The 17,307-nt window shown below is 69.7% G+C and carries 14 protein-coding genes and 1 pseudogene; 11 read left to right on the top strand and 4 right to left on the bottom strand.

From position 1 onward, the window contains the following. From HL658_RS24045 to HL658_RS24030, 4 genes are all read left to right on the top strand, one after another. Positions 1-1,916 (top strand): O-linked N-acetylglucosamine transferase family protein (locus tag HL658_RS24045; RefSeq protein ID WP_211109832.1); only part of this gene is annotated, 1,916 nt, incomplete at its 5' end. Further along, positions 1,916-3,763, top strand: coding sequence for a sulfotransferase domain-containing protein (locus tag HL658_RS24040; protein ID WP_180284430.1), 1,848 nt, complete (start codon positions 1,916-1,918; stop codon positions 3,761-3,763). The genes HL658_RS24045 and HL658_RS24040, both read left to right, overlap by 1 nt. A 50-nt stretch (positions 3,764-3,813) precedes the next feature. Further along, entirely contained in the window at positions 3,814-5,901 is a 2,088-nt protein-coding gene (locus HL658_RS24035) for a glycosyltransferase family protein (RefSeq protein ID WP_180284429.1), read from the top strand. Positions 5,902-6,186: 285 nt separating this feature from the next. After that, positions 6,187-7,191, top strand: a complete 1,005-nt coding sequence (locus HL658_RS24030) for a sulfotransferase family 2 domain-containing protein (RefSeq protein WP_180284428.1) — start codon at positions 6,187-6,189, stop codon at positions 7,189-7,191. A gap of 9 nt (positions 7,192-7,200) precedes the next feature. Here HL658_RS24030 and HL658_RS24025 read toward each other — a convergent pair whose 3' ends face one another. After that, positions 7,201-7,902 carry an FCD domain-containing protein gene (locus tag HL658_RS24025; protein ID WP_180284427.1) on the bottom strand — a complete coding sequence of 234 codons (702 nt, stop codon included), beginning with the start codon at positions 7,900-7,902 and terminating at the stop codon, positions 7,201-7,203. A gap of 311 nt (positions 7,903-8,213) precedes the next feature. Here HL658_RS24025 and HL658_RS24020 point away from each other — a divergent pair, with 311 nt between their 5' ends. Genes HL658_RS24020 through HL658_RS23995 form a run of 6 tightly spaced genes read left to right on the top strand, consistent with a single transcriptional unit; the run spans position 8,214 to position 13,551 of the window. Continuing rightward, positions 8,214-9,266: an ABC transporter substrate-binding protein gene (locus tag HL658_RS24020; RefSeq protein WP_180284426.1), complete on the top strand. Its 1,053-nt coding sequence runs from the start codon at positions 8,214-8,216 to the stop codon at positions 9,264-9,266. 8 nt (positions 9,267-9,274) lie between these two features. Continuing rightward, positions 9,275-10,342 carry an ABC transporter ATP-binding protein gene (locus HL658_RS24015; RefSeq protein ID WP_180284425.1) on the top strand — a complete coding sequence of 356 codons (1,068 nt, stop codon included), beginning with the start codon at positions 9,275-9,277 and terminating at the stop codon, positions 10,340-10,342. Next, the gene (locus HL658_RS24010; protein ID WP_180284424.1) at positions 10,342-11,172 is read left to right on the top strand and encodes an ABC transporter permease; all 831 of its coding nucleotides are present in this window, start codon (positions 10,342-10,344) and stop codon (positions 11,170-11,172) included. The genes HL658_RS24015 and HL658_RS24010 overlap by 1 nt, the downstream gene beginning before the upstream one ends. After that, entirely contained in the window at positions 11,169-11,969 is an 801-nt protein-coding gene (locus tag HL658_RS24005) for an ABC transporter permease subunit (protein WP_180284423.1), read from the top strand. Before HL658_RS24010 ends, HL658_RS24005 begins: the two co-directional genes overlap by 4 nt. Positions 11,970-11,971: 2 nt before the next feature. Next, positions 11,972-12,889 (top strand): polysaccharide deacetylase family protein, encoded by a 918-nt coding sequence (locus HL658_RS24000; RefSeq protein ID WP_180284422.1) that lies wholly within the window; start codon positions 11,972-11,974, stop codon positions 12,887-12,889. Further along, on the top strand, positions 12,886-13,551 hold the full coding sequence (locus tag HL658_RS23995) for an aspartate/glutamate racemase family protein (protein WP_180284421.1): 666 nt from the start codon (positions 12,886-12,888) through the stop codon (positions 13,549-13,551). Before HL658_RS24000 ends, HL658_RS23995 begins: the two co-directional genes overlap by 4 nt. Before the next feature lie 24 nt (positions 13,552-13,575). Here HL658_RS23995 and HL658_RS23990 read toward each other — a convergent pair whose 3' ends face one another. The 3 genes from HL658_RS23990 to HL658_RS23980 form a co-directional block, all read right to left on the bottom strand. After that, the gene (locus HL658_RS23990; protein ID WP_180284420.1) at positions 13,576-14,751 is read right to left on the bottom strand and encodes a DUF3734 domain-containing protein; all 1,176 of its coding nucleotides are present in this window, start codon (positions 14,749-14,751) and stop codon (positions 13,576-13,578) included. Between the two features lie 61 nt (positions 14,752-14,812). After that, positions 14,813-15,694 carry a LysR substrate-binding domain-containing protein gene (locus HL658_RS23985; RefSeq protein ID WP_180284419.1) on the bottom strand — a complete coding sequence of 294 codons (882 nt, stop codon included), beginning with the start codon at positions 15,692-15,694 and terminating at the stop codon, positions 14,813-14,815. A gap of 70 nt (positions 15,695-15,764) precedes the next feature. Beyond that, a complete protein-coding gene (locus HL658_RS23980) occupies positions 15,765-16,778 on the bottom strand; it encodes a zinc-binding alcohol dehydrogenase family protein (RefSeq protein ID WP_180284418.1) in 1,014 nt (337 codons plus the stop codon). Positions 16,779-17,061: 283 nt separating this feature from the next. Between HL658_RS23980 and HL658_RS23975 the strand changes: the two are divergent. Then, a pseudogene (locus HL658_RS23975) lies at positions 17,062-17,307 on the top strand (hypothetical protein); the annotation flags it as partial.

The following is a 17,307-nucleotide window of genomic DNA, read 5'->3' as shown; positions in this document are numbered from 1 at the left end:
CAAGCCGGTATGAACTTTCCGGACAGACTCTCACGCCGGACAAGCTGGCCGGCGCGCTGTCGAAGTATGATTACGGCATCCTGCTCACCGACTTCCCGGCCGAGGTGTCGATCAACGACGACCAGAAGGGCGGCGTGGTCGCCACCAAGATCTTCGCCTATCTGGAAGCCAACATCCCCGTCCTGGTCAGCGCCGAATACACCGAGATGGCCCGCATCGCCGAAGAGCACGGCGTCGGTCTGGCCATCCACACGAAGAATATCGATCGCCTCGCGGAGATCCTGCGGGCGCACGATTACCGGCGCACGGTGCGAAACATCGAGAAGTTCAACAAGGACTACTCGATGGAGCGGCAGATCAAGAAGCTGATCGCCCTCTACAAGGAAGCTGCGGCGCACAAGGCACCGGCACCGGAGGAGCGCGGCGACGCGTTCGGGGGGCCAGGCTTCGCCGCGGGGGCCATGCGCCGTGCCGTGCACGGGGTGTTCATGGCCCTCGGTGCGCAGCGGGCGGTGCTCGGTCATCTGGACGACGCGCTCGACGTCTACCGTGCGGCGAGCCGGCTGCGGCCGGAGGGAACCGAGGCGCTGCTGGCGGTCGCGTCGCTGTGCGAGACCCGCGGCCAGATGTCCGAGGCCGCCGACGCCTACCGCGAGGCGCTGCGGCGGGAGCCTGACCGTCTCGATCTGCGTTCGCGGCTGCTGGCCTGTCAGGCCCGGTTGGATACCGCCGACGGCGTGGCCCTGCTGGCCGAGGCCCGGAGCTTCGGTCGCGCCTGCGCCGCAACGCCGCGGTCCCGCGACGGCTGGCCGCTGCGGCGTGTCGGGCTGGTCGCCGCCTATCTCGATCCCGTCCTGCGCGACACGCGTCTCGGCCCCTTCCTGGCCGGCCATGATCCGGCCGTGACCCGCGTCCATTGCTATGTCGGTGGCAGCGACGATCCCGCGGCGGACGCGGTGCTGCGCGGCATGGCCGCCGGCTGGACGGACATCGGCGGCATGGACGACGACACCTTCGCGGCGGCGGTCGTGGATGACGGGATCGAGGTGCTGGTGGAGCTCACCGGCCATGCCGGCCCCAACCGCCTCGCGGCCTTCGCGCGCCGCCTCGCCCCCGTGCAGGCGCTGTGGACGACCCTACCGGTTCCGAGCGGGCTGGACAATATGGACGCGCTGATCACCGACCAGCTTCTCGTGCCCTATGGCCGGGAAACCGGTTTCGGCGAAGCCGTCCTGCGCGTGCCGGGCTTCGCCTGGTCCTACCGGCCGGCCGTCGAGGCGCCGGAGCCGGATGGTCCGCCGGTTCTGCACCACGGGTGCGTCACTTTCGCCAGCCTCATCCCCGCCGCCCGCGTCACGCCGTCGATGGTGGCCCTGTGGGCCGCCGTGCTTGCCCGGCTGCCGGGCACCCGCCTGCTGCTCTGGCACGATTCCCGTCTTACCCCTGGCCTGCCGGCCGCGGTCGGCGCGGCTTTCGCGGCGCGGGGCACGGAACCGGGCCGTGTGCTGTTCCGCGACGCCTCGGCCGGACAGCCGCTGTTCGACCCGGCGGTCTGCGACCTCCTGCTCGATGGTGTTCCCAACGGGTCCGGCCTCGGCCTGTGCGAGGCGCTGTGGAACGGGGTTCCCGCCATCGTCCGGCGCGACGCTGGTCCGGAGGGGCGGGTCGCCGCGGCACTCCTGGAGACGCTGGGGCTGGGCGCCCTGGTCGGCACCGGCGACGAGGGCTATGTCGAGGCGGCGGTCGCATTGGCGAGCGACCGGGGCCGGTTGGGCCGTCTGCGGGCGGAACTGCGCTGGCGCATGGCGGATACCGCCCTGTGCGACCATCGTGCCTTCGCCCGCGGGATCGCCGAGGCGCTGCAGAACCGGGCCGCAAGGATTGCGGGTGGTGTCGGGGAACGGCGGGCCGGCTGATGACGACGCAGTCGAAGATCTTCGTATCCAGCGTCTTCAAATCCGGCACCAAGCTGATCGAGCAGGTGGTGCGCGATCTGAGCGGGCTGGAGATCGAGACGCCTCGGCCGACCGCTTCCCCCGATTATGGGGACGCCGGACCCATCGTCTTTCCCAAGGGCCGCTTCTTCGTCTGGCACAACACCATGAGCCCCGCGGTCAAGACGAAGCTGCGGCGCAACCGGGCGAAGGTCGTCCTGCTGGTCCGCAACATTTACGACCTGCTGGTCTCGCAGTACCATCATTTCGCGCTCGACGTCGATCTGGAGATCGGCAGCTCGACCGGGACGCGCGACTATTTCGGGTCGATGGGGCTGGACGCCGGCCTCTCGCTGGTGATCGCGGGCGGGCGGTCGCAGCGCTTCACCTATCATGGCTTCGGCGCCCACCTCGCCCAGATCGAAGGGATGTTGCGCTTCTCCACGGAGTATCCCTGCTTCGTGGTGACCTACGAGTCGCTGGTGCGGGACAAGGTGGCGGTGCTGGAAAGGCTCGCCGCCTATCTGGAGGTCGATGCCGGACCTGAGCGGATCGCGGCGATCGCCGCGGCATCCGGTTTCGACGCCATGAAGAGCGCGCGGCGGGAGCGTTTCGGGTCCGTGGGGCCGTTTCGCAAGGGGCGGCCGGGCGACCATGTCCATGTGCTCGGGCCGCACCATTACGCGATGATCAGCCACCAGGTGGCGACGCACGCGCCCGGACTGGGCGCCCTGTGCGTGGAGCTGGGAATTCCCGGACTGGTCGGCGGCATTCCCGCCCGTGCCGAGCCGGCAGCGCCCGGCAGCGCCACGCTCATGCTGCGCCGGGACGTGCCGGGGCCGGAGATCGACGCCGTCACGGCGCGCATGGACGAGTGCATCGCCGGCGGCGATCCGGCCGCGGCCGTTCTGCACTTCGTCAAGCAGCTTGTGGAACGGCCGGGACGGGAGGCGGCGCTGGAAGGCTGCCTTGACCCCGAGATCGCGGCCGATGCCGCCGCCGTCTATCGCGCGGTCGCCGATGGCATGCGCCGTCCCGCCGGGACCCGGGCGACAGGCAAGGCGGGCGTCCGGACAATCCCCACCGATCTGGACGGCACTATCCTGGTCCATGGCGTGCGGCGTAGCGATCTGGCGCGCTTCATGCCGGCCATCCTGCACCGCCGGGGGGAGGGCAAACCGGGCTTCCTGATCACGGCGATGCCGGACACCGTCGCGCCGCAGCTCGCTCGGGCGCTCGGCGATGGCCTCGGCCTGCCGGAGGTGCGCGTCGGGCAGGGCCTGTACCCGCAGATCCGGCCGGTTCCCGCCTGGGTTGATTCGGTGCGGCGTGGCGGTTGCGTGGCGGTCGAACAGCTCAGGCCGGTCCCGGAAACCTTCGGCATCCTCGAATCGGGTGGGCCGATGAACGTCTTCCTGTGCTTCCGCGATCCGCGCGACAGCGCCTGGATCGAGATGCGGCGCAAGGGCGGCGCTGATCCGCAGACCTTCCTGAAGCTGGCGAAGCAGCGCGCCAACTGGCTCAGGGAGTGGACCCGTTTCGCCGAACGCAGCCCGGTCATCCGCGTGCACCTGGCCGCGCATCGCCGGCTGATGCACGAACCGCAGGAGCGGATCGCGCATCTGATCGACGTCACCGGCTACCGCGGGGACCGGGAGGCCATGGCCCGCGGCATTGCCGACGCCACGCGCGGCTGGGAGGGCGACGACGAAGCGGCTGGGGGTTGGCGCGAGGCGCTGCCGCCCGCCATCGTGGCCGACGCCGGCACCATTCTCACCCCGTACATCCGGTCATTCCTTCAAGGAAACGAGCGTGATTTCCGTCTGTGATCCACGCGGGTTTCCCTCACCGGCACACCACAAGCCTCGGGAGAGCGTCCTTGTCTGACAGCAGCCCCTCGCGGATCAGCGATTTCCTGAACGGTGTGACCGGCGACCGCGGGCGGGGGCGCGAGGCGTGGCGACGCTGGGCGGACAGCATCGGTCCGCTGACGGCGGATCTGCCGGTGCCCGTCACCGGCGCGATGCTCGCCGTCTGGATGACGCGGCCGGACCTTCAGGCGCGGTTCCCGCTCGACCGGCCGTCCGACCGTCTGGGTTTTGCCCTGTGGTGCCTGCTGGAGGGGCGGCGCGACTATCCGAGCCTGCGCGGCATGGTCGACCCGGCCGTCCTGGCCGTCCTGACGGAGCCGGCCAAGGCCATTCCGGTGGACCAGTACGGGCCGGTGGTGTCGGAGATCATGCTCCACCTGCACGCCACCCGGCCGGACCTGCGGGCGTCCTACGACCTGTCGAAGCCGCCGGGACGCGCCTATCTGCTGGCGTGGTTCCTCATCCACCAACGCGCCGGATCGGACTTCACGGATTTCCTTCCGGATTGGCAGCGGACGCTGCTGACGAAGCCCTTCTCGATTCCGGGGCTCGACTGGGGTGGGCGGCCGTTCAACTGGCTGATGGTGCTGGTCCATTCCATCATCACCGACCTGCGGGCCCGCTTCGATCTGACGAAGGCGCCGGGGCAGGACGGCTTCCTGCGCTGGTTCGTGATGACGGGGGTGGCCGAGCTGAAGCTCCTCGACCTTGTCGACGACCGTCTGCTCGCCTGGCTGGGGCAGCCCGCCGACGCGGGTGAGCCACCGTTGCCGCGGCTCGCCGTCTGGGTGCGCGACAGCGACGGCGCCATCGGCAAACGGTTCCCGGCGGGCAGCGCCGAGGAGCGCAAGACCTATCTCGACTGGTTGCGCCGCGACGGGGCGGACAGCCACCCGCTGCTGCCGCGGGTGCTGCCGACGGAGGCGCCAAAGACCGCCGCGGTTGAACGGGTGTCGCGTCCGCCGGTCGTGGCGGCTCCCGGGATCGACCTCGTCGGGTGCACGGGCACGGAGCGTGGCCTCGACGAACTGCGCTACGCGGCGCGTGCCCTTGAAAGCGCGCGCGTACCCTTCCGCATCCTGCACACCGACCCGGCGGATAGCGCCGCCCTGCACGACGCCGGGCTGTCGGCTTTCCTGGCACCGTCGGCGGCGAACGGCGTGACCCTGCTGTGCGCCACCGGCGCGGAAGCGTTGCAGGCGCTGGCCCGCTTCGGTCGCCAGCCCTTCGAGGGCCGCCGCCGGGTCATCGGCTGCTGGAGCTGGGAGCTGCCGGAATGGCCCGAGGAATGGCGCTTCGCGCTTGACCTGGTTGACGAGATTTGGGCGCCGAACCGCTACGCGCAGGCGGCGCTGGAACTGGTCAGCCCGGTCCCCGTCGTCTGTATGCCGGAAGCCGTCTCGGTGGCGGCGCGGCGGCGCCGGCCACGCGCCGACCTGGGCCTGCCGGAGGGTGATGCGCTCTTCGCCGCCATCTACGACGGCGCCACCTTGGCCCGGCAGAATCCGCTGGCGGCGGTCCAGGCCTTCAGCCGCGCCTTCCCGCACGGGACCGAGCCGGTCGGGCTGGTGGTGCGCGCGGTGAACACAGCCGCCGAACAGCCGGAGTGGCAGGTGCTGCGGGCCGCGGTGGACGCCGACCCGCGCATCCGCATCGTCGCGGACGTCATGACGCGATCGGCCGTGCTGGGGCTGATCGACGCCTGCGACGCCTTCGTCTCCCTGCACCGGGCCGAATCCAGCGCGCGGGCGGTGGCCGAGGCGATGATGCTGGGCAAGCCGGTGGTGGTCACCGGTTTCTCCGCCACCATGGACTTGACCAATCCCGGCACGGCTTGCGTGGTCCCATGGCGTCGGGTGCCGGTGGATCCGGGCTATCTCGGCGGAGCCGGCCAGAGCTGGGCCGATCCCGACATCGACGTGGCGGCGGCGCACATGGCGGCGCTCGCCGGCGACCCGGCCGAGGCCCGGCGGTTGGGACGGGCCGGAAGATCGCACGCGGAATCGCTGCACGCACCGGCCTTGGTGGGAGCCCGGTTCCGCCGGCGCCTCGATGCACTCGGCCTCCTGACCCCCGCCTGCGACGACCCGGCGTGACCGGCGGAGGCCGGGCTGCCCGATTTGGATTCACCCAACCACCGGAGGTATACCCGGCCTGTACGTTCAGGGTCTCGACGCGGCAGGATAGGGCCTGCCGCAGGCGCCGATCGCCCAACTTGCATCGCGGGGATCCTGTTATCTGCCTAAAAGTCATAGACCATCCAATCCGTATGCGTCTGCCATGTAAACGGCACAGCCTTGCGGCAACATTGCGCGTTGCAAATTCTTGCTGATTTCGCGACTCTCTCTGAGCCACGAAATAATGTAATTCGGATTGTGTTCATGGATGTCGATCGCGCTTCGCGCCGTACTCGCACGCAATTCGATGGCTGGCCTTTGGTATTCCTGCATATCAGAAAATGTGGGGGGACTTCGGTCGGAGAGATGCTGCGGACGGCATTGTTCGAGCCGGACGATCCGGCGATCTACCCGCAGGACAAGCCGCTCTCCCTGATCACCGAAGACAGTCTGGCTTTCCGCGCTCCTCCCAGCTCCATGCCGCGCAAGCGCTACGGTCGCATCACCGTCGCCGATGGCCGATATCTGCCTTTGCGTGACAAGGCGATGACCTATCCGACGGCCCCGCCAGCGTACGAATTCTATCAGGGGCACTATGATCACAGCTCGATAACCACCTATATCCCTGGGAATCCGAAGATCATAGTATTTCTGCGCGACCCGTTTGATCGATTGATTTCAAACTTTTACTATCACCGATCGTTCCGGTGGTCGTGGATCGACGAGACCAGTTCGGTGGCGATGACAGCGGCGAAGATGGCACGCAGCATGTCCGCTTTTCTCGACTGCCCCTCGAACCACGTCCGCTATCTGAACGACAACAACATAGTTCGGCAGCTCTGTGGTATGGGGGCGTTTGACGCACAACACAATCCGATCATCGGGTGGGACGAGATTTACGACCGTGCGGTGGCGCACCTCGACGCCATGTGGCATGTGGGTTTCCTGGAGTGCTTTCCGGAGTCCGCCCGCAGCCTGTGCCGGAAGCTTGGCATCGCCGATGACGCGGTCGATGTACCGTTCGAGAACTCCCGCCGACAGAATGCCGGACACAGCCCGTTGCAGCATCTGTACGAGGAGTTTTTCGAAGAGGTCCGGCTGACCGACGAGGATCGGGAGAAGATGGAGTCCTTCATCCGGTTCGACCGTCGTCTTTACGAGCACGCGCGCCGCGCGTTCTGGCCCGTCGATGCGGCCATACCGGACGATCCTGCCGCTACTCCGAAGAAGAGAAAGCGCAGGAGTGCGGTGGCTGTCGCGGAGAAGTAAAGGCCGACGTCAGGGCGCGTTCCCGCTGCGGGCGTAATGCGCCTCCAGCTCCTCGACGAGCACCACGTCGAGTGAGACCCCCGGCCCGCTGAAGGGCCGGGGCCGCAGCCGGGTCTCCACCAGCGACAGGTGGCTGCTCATCGCCTTGATGGCCTTCGAGCGTTCGCGCGCGGTGACGGCGCGGCAGATCGAGCGGTGTTCGTCGCAGCCGCAGGCCGACGCGCTGTCCGGCTCGTAGAAGGTCACCAGCATGACGGTGCGCCCCACCAGCTCCTGCGCCTGGCGGACGATGATCGCGTTTTCGGTCATCTCCGCCAGCATCAGGTGGAACGTGCCCGACAGCCGGATCCAGGTCGCGCGGTCGCCGGCGCGCAGCGCCGCCTCCTCCGCCTCCATATGCTCGCGCAGGCGGACCGCCTGGGCGTCGGTCAGGTGGTCGCAGAGATGCGCGACGATCCCGCCCTCCAGGATGCGGCGCGCCTCGTAGACCATGCGCGCCTCGCGCGGGTCGGGCTCGATGGCGAAGGCGCCGCGGTTCTTGACGAGATTCAGCAGCCGCTCGTGCCCCAGCCGGTGCAGCACCTTGCGTACGCGTTCGCGGCTGACGCCGAACACCTCGGCAAGCTGGTGCTCGCCCAGCTTCGTCCCGGCCGGAATCCGGCCGGCCAGAAGCGCGCGCGCCAAAATCTCGTGAATCGTCAGTTCATCCACGCCGTGTCCCCGTCCCGACTGGGTCCAAGGCCGCCATCACAGCAGATGGCGCGGTGCCTGGAAAGCGCAAACGCATATTGCACAATCGATGGACAATTGTGCACAATCATGGGCGAAGCGCTGGCGCGGAATGCGGCGTGAGTGGTTCGGGTATCGCCGCCGCGGGCCAGCGGCCGGGCATCATCCCGCTGAAAAGATGGAGCGATCGGCAATCTTCCAAATCCGTCGGCGGCGTGGCACGACGGTTGCGTACAAAAGAACACGTGGCCGCACCGTCGGGGATGCGGCCTTGACCGGGGAGACAGGGGATCATGGACAGGATCGTCACGGGAAAGCCGAGCCGCCGCGCGGTGCTGGCGGGTGCGGCCGGGGTGGCGTCGCTGCTGGCCGCACCGGCCGTGCTGCGTGCCCAGAAGCGCGAGCTGGTGGTCGGCGGTGCGGCCAGCCACAAGCCCTGGGTCGAGTCCATCGTCATCCCGGCCTTCGAGAAGAAATACGGCTGCAAGGTGATCTTCGAGGGCACCCGCTCCCTGGTGAACCTGGAGAAGATTCAGAAGAACAAGGACAAGCCCTACATGTCCGTCGTCCAGATGGACGACCCGGTGATGATCCTGGCGGTGCAGGAAGGGCTGCTCGACCCGCTGACCGTTGCCAAGGTGTCGAACCTCGCCACCCTGGTGCCCGGCACCACGCATATGGACGGCATGTGGGCCAATTACCTCCGGCCCTGGCTCGGCATCGCCTACAACCGCAACAGCATGAAGGCGCCGCCGACCTCCTGGGCCGACGTCTATGATCCCAAATACAAGGGCCGCATCATCGTCCCGTCGCTGCAGAACACCGAGGGGCTGCCCAACATCTTCATGGCCGGGCACCTCGCCACCGGCCAGCCGATGGAGGCCATGCAGCGCGACACCGACGCCGGCTTCGCCAAGCTGGTGACGCTGAAGCCCAACCTGCTGACCGCCTACACCCAGCAGCCGCAGGCCTACAACCTGCTGGAGCAGGGCGAGGCGTGGATGATCGCGTCGGCCATGTCCTCCTACGCGCTGGAGCGCAAGGCCGCCGGTGCCCCCATCGACCTCGTGGCGCCGAAGGAGGGGGTGTTCGCCATGCCCTCCGGCATCGCGGTGGTGAAGGGCGCCCCGGATCCCGAGCTCGCCTTCGCCTATGTCGATGAGCTGCTGGGGGCGGAGATCCAGGGCCGGCTGGTCGGCCCCACCTTCTCGCTGGCGACCAATCGCCATGTGCCGGCGCCGGAAGGGCTGCCCGCCGGCATGACGGTGCACGCCATCGACTGGGCCAACGTCGCCAAGGAACGCAAGGCCTGGGTCGCGCGCTGGGACCGCGAGATGGCGCTCTGAGAGCCGCCATGCTCCCCGCCGCCTTCCTCGACATCGCCGGGGCCGCCAAGACCTTCGGCTCCACCGCCGTGCTGGGCGGCGTCGATCTCGCGGTGCGCCGCGGGGAGTTCGTGTCGTTGCTGGGGCCGTCCGGTTGCGGCAAGACCACCCTGCTGCGCATCGTCGCCGGGCTCACCGCCGCCGACGCCGGCCGGGTGACGCTCGACGGGCTGGACATCACCCGCCGGCCGCCGCACCGGCGCGACGTCAGCGTCGTCTTCCAGAGCTACGCCCTGTTCCCGCACCTCAGCGTCGCCGAGAACGTCGCCTTCGGGCTGAAGGCGCGTGGTACAGCGCGGAGCTCGGTCGGGCCGACGGTGGCGCGCTTCCTGGATCTCGTCCAGATGGGCGCCTACGCCGACCGGCCGGTGAAGGCGCTGTCGGGCGGGCAGCAGCAGCGGGTGGCGGTCGCCCGCGCGCTCGCCGTGGGGCCGAAACTGGTGCTGCTTGACGAGCCCTTCTCGGCGCTCGACCGGCGGCTGCGGGAGGCGATGCAGATCGACCTGAAGCGTCTGCTGCGCGAGGTCGGCACCACCGCCATCTTCGTCACCCACGACCAGGACGAGGCGCTGACCATGTCCGACCGGATCGCGGTGATGAACCGCGGCCGGATCGAGCAGTGCGCCGACCCCGCCACCATCTACCACCGGCCGGCCACGCCCTTCGCGCTCGACTTCGTCGGCACCTCGACCCGGCTCGAGGGCCGGGTGGTCCGCACGCTGGGGGACGAGATCGTCGTCACCACCCCCGCCGGCCTGCTCCGCGCGCCGGGCCATTACCTGCCCGGCAGCCCGGTGCTGCTCGGCGTCCGCCCGGAGCGGATCACGCTGGGAGACGGCGGCGGCAACCGGGTGGAGGCGGTGCTGGTCGACGCCTCCTTCAAGGGCGCGCGGGTGGAGCTGCACCTGACGGCCGGCGGCGCACCGGTCCTCGTGGAGGCGCCCGCCCTGCCGGAGGGTGCCGCCCCCGGCGCGGCGCTGACGGTGTCCTGGGCATCCGCCGACACGCTCGTCTACCCCGCGGGGGAGGCGGCCTGATGCGCAACCGCCCCGATCCCGTCGCCCTGCTGGCTCTGCCGGCGCTGCTGTATCTCGGTATCGTCTACGCGGTGCCGCTGGCCGGGTTGCTGGTCGGTAGCGTGGTCCGGCCGGGGGGTGTCACCCTGGCGCCCTTCGCCGACTTCTTCCGCGATCCCTTCCATTGGACAGTGGCCGGCAACACGCTGCGGGTGGCGGCGCTGACCACGCTGGTCTGCCTCGCCATCGGCTACCCGACGGCGGTGGCGCTGGCGCGCGCCCGCGGCTTCGCGCAGGCGGCGATTCTCGTCGCCATCATCCTGCCGCTCTCGGTGGGGGTGGTGGTCAAGGCCTTCGCCTGGCAGATCGTGCTGCGGCGGGACGGCGTCGTCTCGCAGATCCTGGTCGGCCTCGGCGTCTGGGACGAGCCGCAGCGGCTGCTGTTCACCGAGGCCGGGCTGGTCATCGGCGCCGCCAACGTCTTCGTGCCCTTCATGATCCTGCCGGTCTATTCGGTGCTGAAGACCATCGACCCACGGGTCGGGGAGGCGGCCACGACGCTGGGTGCATCCCCGCTGTACCGCTTCCGCAAGGTGACGCTGCCGCTGGCCCTTCCCGGCATCGTCAGCGGGATCGCCTTCGTCTTCTCGATGACCGCGTCGATGTACGTGATCCCCAGCCTGCTGGTCGGCGACCGCTTCCAGACGCTGGCGACGCTGACCGGCCGGTCCTTCCTGTTCATGCGCAACGAGGAGCTGGGATCGACCACCGCGGTGGTCCTGCTGGCACTCACCGTCGCCATCGTGGTCGGCAGCACCAGCCTGTCCCGCCGTCTGGGAGGAAGCTCGTGACCATCGCCGAGAAGCTGGCGTCAGTCGTCCTATGGACCATCGCGGCCTTCACCGTGCTGTTCCTGCTGACGCCGCTCGTCGTCACCGTGGTGGTGTCCTTCGGGTCGAGCCCCGTCTTCACCCTTCCGGCCCCCGGCTGGTCGCTGCGCTGGTACGAGGCGCTGGGCCGCTCGCGCGAGCTGTGGCCGGCGGTGCTGCTGTCGGTGCAGATCGCCGCCCTGTCCACCGCGGTCGCGCTCGTGCTGGGCACGCTGTGCGCGGTGGGGCTGCTGCGCGGCCGCTTTCCGGGGCGGGAGGCGGCCGTCACCTTCCTGGTGTCGCCGCTGATGCTGCCAGGCCTCGTTATCGGCATCGCCATGTTGGAGACCTACCGCGCCGCCGGCCTGCGCGACGCCTGGACCAGCCTGCTGATCGCCCATGTGGTGATCACGCTGCCCTATGTGGTGCGCACGGTGCTGGCGGCCCTGTCGCTGTTCGACTTCACCCTGATCGACGCCGCCCGCACGCTGGGCTGCAGCTGGGCGGGGGCGGTGGTCCGGGTGCTGGTGCCGGCGCTGGCGCCGGCCTTCCTCACCGCCGGGATGTTCGCCTTCCTCGCCTCCATGGACAACTACCCGATCTCGATCTTCTTCACCGACGCCTGGACCCGCACCTTGCCCATTCAGATGCTGCAATTCGTCGAGGAAAGCCCCGATCCCACCATCGCCGCGGTGTCGGCCCTGTCGATCGCGCTGGCCGCTCTGGTCCTCGTCGTCGGCGACCGGCTGGTCGGGCTGCGCCGCATGACGGATCTGTGAGCATGCAGCACGACCGGGACTTCCGCGGCTACGGCGGCACCCCGCCGGCGATCCGCTGGCCGGACGGGGCACGGCTGGCCGTGTCCGTGGTGGTCAACGTCGAGGAGGGGGCGGAGCTGTCGCTCGGCCATGGCGACGAGGCCAACGAGGGCGTCTACGAGGTGCAGGAGCCCATCGAGGGCGTCCGTGACCTCTGCATGGAATCGCATTTCGAGTATGGACCGCGGGCGGGGTGGCCGCGCATCCGCGCGCTGCTCGCCCGCTACGGCGTGCAGGCGACGCTGAACGCCAACGGCCGGGCGCTCGCCTTTTCCCCCTGGATCGCGCGGGAGGCGGTGGCCGACGGGCACGAGGTCGCCGCCCACGGCTGGCGCTGGGAGCGCCACGCCCACATGACGGAGGAGGAGGAGCGCCGGGTCATCGCCCGCACCGTGGCGGCGATCGCCGAGGCGGCGGGAACCCCGCCCTGCGGCTGGCACACCCGCTCCGCCACCTCCGTCAACACCCGGCGGCTCCTGGTGGAGCAGGGCGGCTTCCTCTACGACAGCAACGCCTACAACGACGATCTGCCCTATGTGGTGGAGGTCGGCGGGCGGGATCATGTGGTGCTGCCCTACGCCTTCGACACCAACGACATGCGCTTCCAGCGCGGCGGCGGTTTCGTGTTCGGCGATGATTTCGCCCGCTACTGCATCGACGCCTTCGACCGGCTGTACGAGGAGGGGGCGTCGGCGCCGAGGATGATGTCGGTCGGTCTGCACCTGCGCATCATCGGCCGTCCCGGCCGCATCGGCGGGCTGGAACGCTTCCTGACCCACGCGGCGTCGAAGCCGGGGGTGTGGTTCGCGCGCCGCGCCGCGATCGCGCGTCATTGGCGCGCCGGGCTGGGCCTGCCCGACTGGGCCCCGGCGGCGCCATGACCTCGATCCTGCTGATCAACCCCAACAGTTCCGAAGCCACCACGGCGATGATGGTGGCGATGGCGGAGGCGACGGCCGGGCCCCCAGTCAAGGTCGTGGGCGTGACCGCGCCCTCAGGCCCGGGGATGTTGGTAAACCCGGCCGACCTGGACGCGTCGGTCGCCGCGGTGGTGGCGCTCGGCCTTCGCCATGGGCCGGACTTCAACGGGGTGATCGTCGGCGCCTTCGGCGATCCCGGCGTGACATGGCTGCGCGACCGGCTGCTGGTGCCGGTGACCGGCCTTGGCGAGGCATCGATGCGGGAGGCGGTCGCCGGCGGACGCCGCTTCGGGGTGGCGACGACGACGCCCTATCTCGTGGACCGCATCGACGCGGCGGCGGTGCGGCTGGGGCTGGGCGGGCTCTATGTCGGCACGCGCCTGACCGAGGATGACCCGCTGGCTCTGGCCGGCGACCCGCCGCGCCTGGAACGGGCGCTCGGCCGGGCGGTGTTCCAGCTGCTTTCGGTCGACGGGGCGGAGGCGGTGATCATCGGGGGCGGTCCGCTCAGCCAAGCGGCGGCGGCTCTGTCAGGGCGTTTCGGCGTCCCCGTCATCGCCCCGGTGGCCGCGGCCACCCGCGCCGTCCTCCACCGCATCCGGTCGTCCGCTCGCGACCGGTGAGGAGCGGACCCGCCCGGCCGCGCCTCACTCCCGTCCGTCCTGGGCGACGTCGAAGGTGCGGATGCCGACGGTGCCGTCGGGCCGTTTCAGCGCGTCGGGGTGGCGCAGCGTGCGCACCGTGTCGTGGTAGCCGCTGCGCCAATGCTCCTCCATGCTGCGGCGGGAGAACTCGTAGTCCTTGGAATCCCCCTCGTAATGCTTGGCCCGGTAGATGAGCTGGACGAGGCTGTAGGCGCGGTGGTTGGCGGCCGGCAGCAGCACCTCCATCTCCGGCCCCGACTTCATCTCCTCCGGCAGCCGGTCGAGCAGGCGCGACAGCGCGCAGCGCAGCGCCTGATCCCGCCGGAAGCGGTCGGAATTGGCGCGGGTGCGGCTGGAGAACTGGATCTCCTTCTGCCGGGTCGCCACCTCGGCGACGGTGCGGGGCAGCAGACCGCGCGCACTCCACAGATCGACCTGGAAAGCCAAGGTGTCGCGCTGGGGCTCGCCCTCCAGCACCCATTGCAGCGGCGTGTTGGAGACCAGTCCGCCGTCCCAGTAATGCTCCCCTTCGATCTCCACCGCCGGGAAACCGGGCGGCAGCGCGCCGCTCGCCATGATGTGCTCCGGCCCGATGCTGTGGGTCTCCGTGTCGAAATAGACGAAGTTGCCGGTGGCCACATTGACCGCGCCGACGCTGAGCCGCATCGGCCCGGCGTTGATCCGGTCGAAATCCACCAGCCGTTCGAGCGTCGAGCGCAGCGGCGTGGTGTCGTAGTAGCTGGTCGCCTCCAGGCTGCCGGCCGGGGCCAGCCAGGGCGACAGCGGGCGCGGGGTGAAGAAGCCGTCGGCCCCGATCGTCGCCACCGTGGCGGCGTTGGCCTGGTTGACCCAGCCGCGCGCCGCGTCGCCGCGAAGCAGCGTCCGGCACCAGTGGCCGTCGCCGTCCCACCACGCCTGCCGGGTGATCGTCTCCCAGAACTCCCGCAGCCGCTCCACGCGCTCCGCCGGCCGGTTGCCGGCGATGATCGCCGCGGTGATGGCCCCGATGGAGATGCCGGCCACCCAGTCCGGCTCAAGATGCGCCTCCGCCAGCGCCTCGTAGACGCCGGACTGGTAGGCGCCGAGCGCACCGCCGCCCTGGAGCAGCAGCGCGATGCGGTCGAAGGGCGGGCGCTGCCGCCCCCGATGGCTTTTTCCGTGGGTCGCCCTGTCTTTCATGGGGAAGGACAGTAGCGCTCAAGGCGCCGCGCGTCGACCCCGCGGGTCGCGCGCGCGGCCGTCACGCGACGAGCGTCAGGGCGCCGTTGCGCGACAGGCTCTCGGACAGGAAGCCGACCAGCGGCCGGATCAGCCCGGCGGCATCGGATTCCTCGCCGATCACGGTGATCTCGGTCATCGGCAGGGCCGGCCAATGGGCGGGCGGATGGAGGATGCGCATCCCCTCCTGCACGAAGGATTTGCCAAGCACGGTGACGCCCAGCCCGCCGGCCACCGCCGCCTGCACGCCCATCAGGCTGCTGGCGGTGCAGGCGATCTCCCACTCCCGCCGCACCGTGTCCAGCGCCGCGATCATCAGCTCCCGGTAGGTGCAGGGCGGCGGCAGAACGATGAGGCGGGCGGGCAGCGTGGGGTCGGCGGGGTGATCGGCGGCCGCCAGCCAGACCAGCGGCTCGCGCCAGATCACCCGGCCCCGCTGCAAGCCGCCGTTCCGCTTGGCGATCACCGCGTCGAGACGGCCCTCGTCGTAGGCCGTCATCAGCGAACAGCTCAGCCCCGTCATCAGGTCGATGTGCAGGCCGGGATACAGGCGGCTGAAGCGGGCCAGCAGCTTCGGCAGCTCTTTCGGGATGAAATCCTCCGAGATGCCGAGCCGCAGCGTGCCCGCCGCCTGCGGCTCGCGCAGCTCGCGGATCACCGCGTCGTTCAGCTCCAGCATGCGGCGCGCGGCGACCAGCAGACGCTCCCCGTCGCGGGTCAGGCCGATGGAGCGGCTGTTGCGGTCGAAGACACGGCGGTCGAGGATCTCCTCCAGCCGGAGGATCTTCTGGCTCACCGCCGACTGCGACCGCCCCACCACATCGGCCGCCGCGGTGAAGCTGCCGGTCTCCGCCACCGCGACGAAGGCGCGGAGCAGGTCGATCTCCAGATCGGGAAAGCGCATGCTCCAGAAGCCTCCGTGATGGGTGGAAACTGATCTATGCGCCATCCCACTGGTTACGCAAGCCCCGCCTCTAAAAGCCCGACAGCACGATCTTGCCGATGCTGCGGCCGCTTTCCACCGTGGCGTGGGCGCGGCGCAGGTTGGCGGCGGTGATCGGGCCGTAATCCTCCACCAGGGTGGTGCGCAGCACGCCGCTGTCCACCAGGGCCGAGACCTCGAACAGGATGCGGTGCTGCTCCGCCATGTCCGGCGTGCCGAACAGGGAGCGGGTGAACATCAGCTCCCAATGCACGGACAGGCTCTTGCGCTTGAAGGGCACGATGTCGAAGCTCTTGGGGTCGTCGATCAGGGCCAGCGCGCCCTGCGGCGCCAGCACTTCGAGGATCGCCGCCTGATGCTCGCCGGTGGCGGTCAGCCCGGCGACGTAGCGCACCTGCGGGATGCCGATGGCCTTCAGCCCCTGGTCGAGCGGCTGCCGGTGGTCGATGACGTGGTGCGCGCCCATCCGCCGCACCCACTCGACCGTCTCGGGTCGCGAGGCGGTGGCGATGACGGTCAGGCCGGTCAGCCGCCGGGCGATCTGCGTCAGGATCGAGCCGACCCCGCCGGCCCCGTTGACGATCAGGATGGCGTCGTCCGACGTCTTGCGGCCGTAGGGCACGCCCAGCCGGTCGAACAGCAGCTCCCACGCGGTGAGCGCGGTCAGCGGCAGGGCCGCGGCCTCGGCGAAGGACAAGCTCTCCGGCTTCGGCCCGACGATGCGCTCGTCCACCGCGTGCAGCTCGGCGTTGGTGCCGGGCCGGTCGATGGCGCCGGCGTAGAACACCGCGTCGCCCGGCTTGAAGCGGGTCACCGCCGGCCCGACGGCCTCCACGACGCCCGCCGCGTCGAAGCCCAGCACGCGGGCCGTCCCCTCCGGCGGGACGGCGGCGGTGCGCAGCTTCACGTCCACCGGGTTCACCGAGACCGCCGCGATTCGGACCAGCAGGTCCTGCGGGCGCAATTCCGGAGCGGGAAGCTCCAGATCGACCAGGGAATCGGCCGCGGTGATGGGGCCGGGGCGGTGGTAGCCGATGGCTTTCATGGCGATGGTTCCTGTGCTGCCGTTGGTTGCCGATAGGGTGGCACCGGAGCGTCGATTAGGAAAACGCATATTTCTGATCGATTGAATTTGATATTCGACTTGATGGCTGCGGCGCACGTCGGTCGAAAACAACACGGCATAATTCTCGCTGCACTTAGTGGTTGATCTGTGTAAACAAGATAAAGTTGTTGGCAAGTTGCCGCGCATATACTGCATGGTTTGACACGAGCAGCGGTGCGGTGGATAAGTCACGGCGGGCTTGGCGCGGGTATTGGAGACGAAGGTGAACACCATTGCGGGAACGACCGGCGATGACAGTCTCGCCGGAACGGTGGACGTCGACCTGCTGCTGGGCGACGCGGGGAATGACACGCTGGTCGGCGGCGGTGCCATGGATCTGGCCGGCGACACGCTGGTCGGCGGGACCGGCGACGACCTCTACCTGATCGCCAACCCGCTCGACCAGCTGGTCGAGAATGCCGGCGAGGGGTGGGATGAGGTCCGGACGGATCTGGCGACGTACACGCTG

This window comes from Azospirillum oleiclasticum (assembly GCF_013423485.1).
In the GTDB taxonomy this organism is placed as follows: domain Bacteria; phylum Pseudomonadota; class Alphaproteobacteria; order Azospirillales; family Azospirillaceae; genus Azospirillum; species Azospirillum oleiclasticum.
Note: the sequence above shows the minus strand (reverse complement) of the source record. Positions and strands in the feature narration are given on the sequence as shown.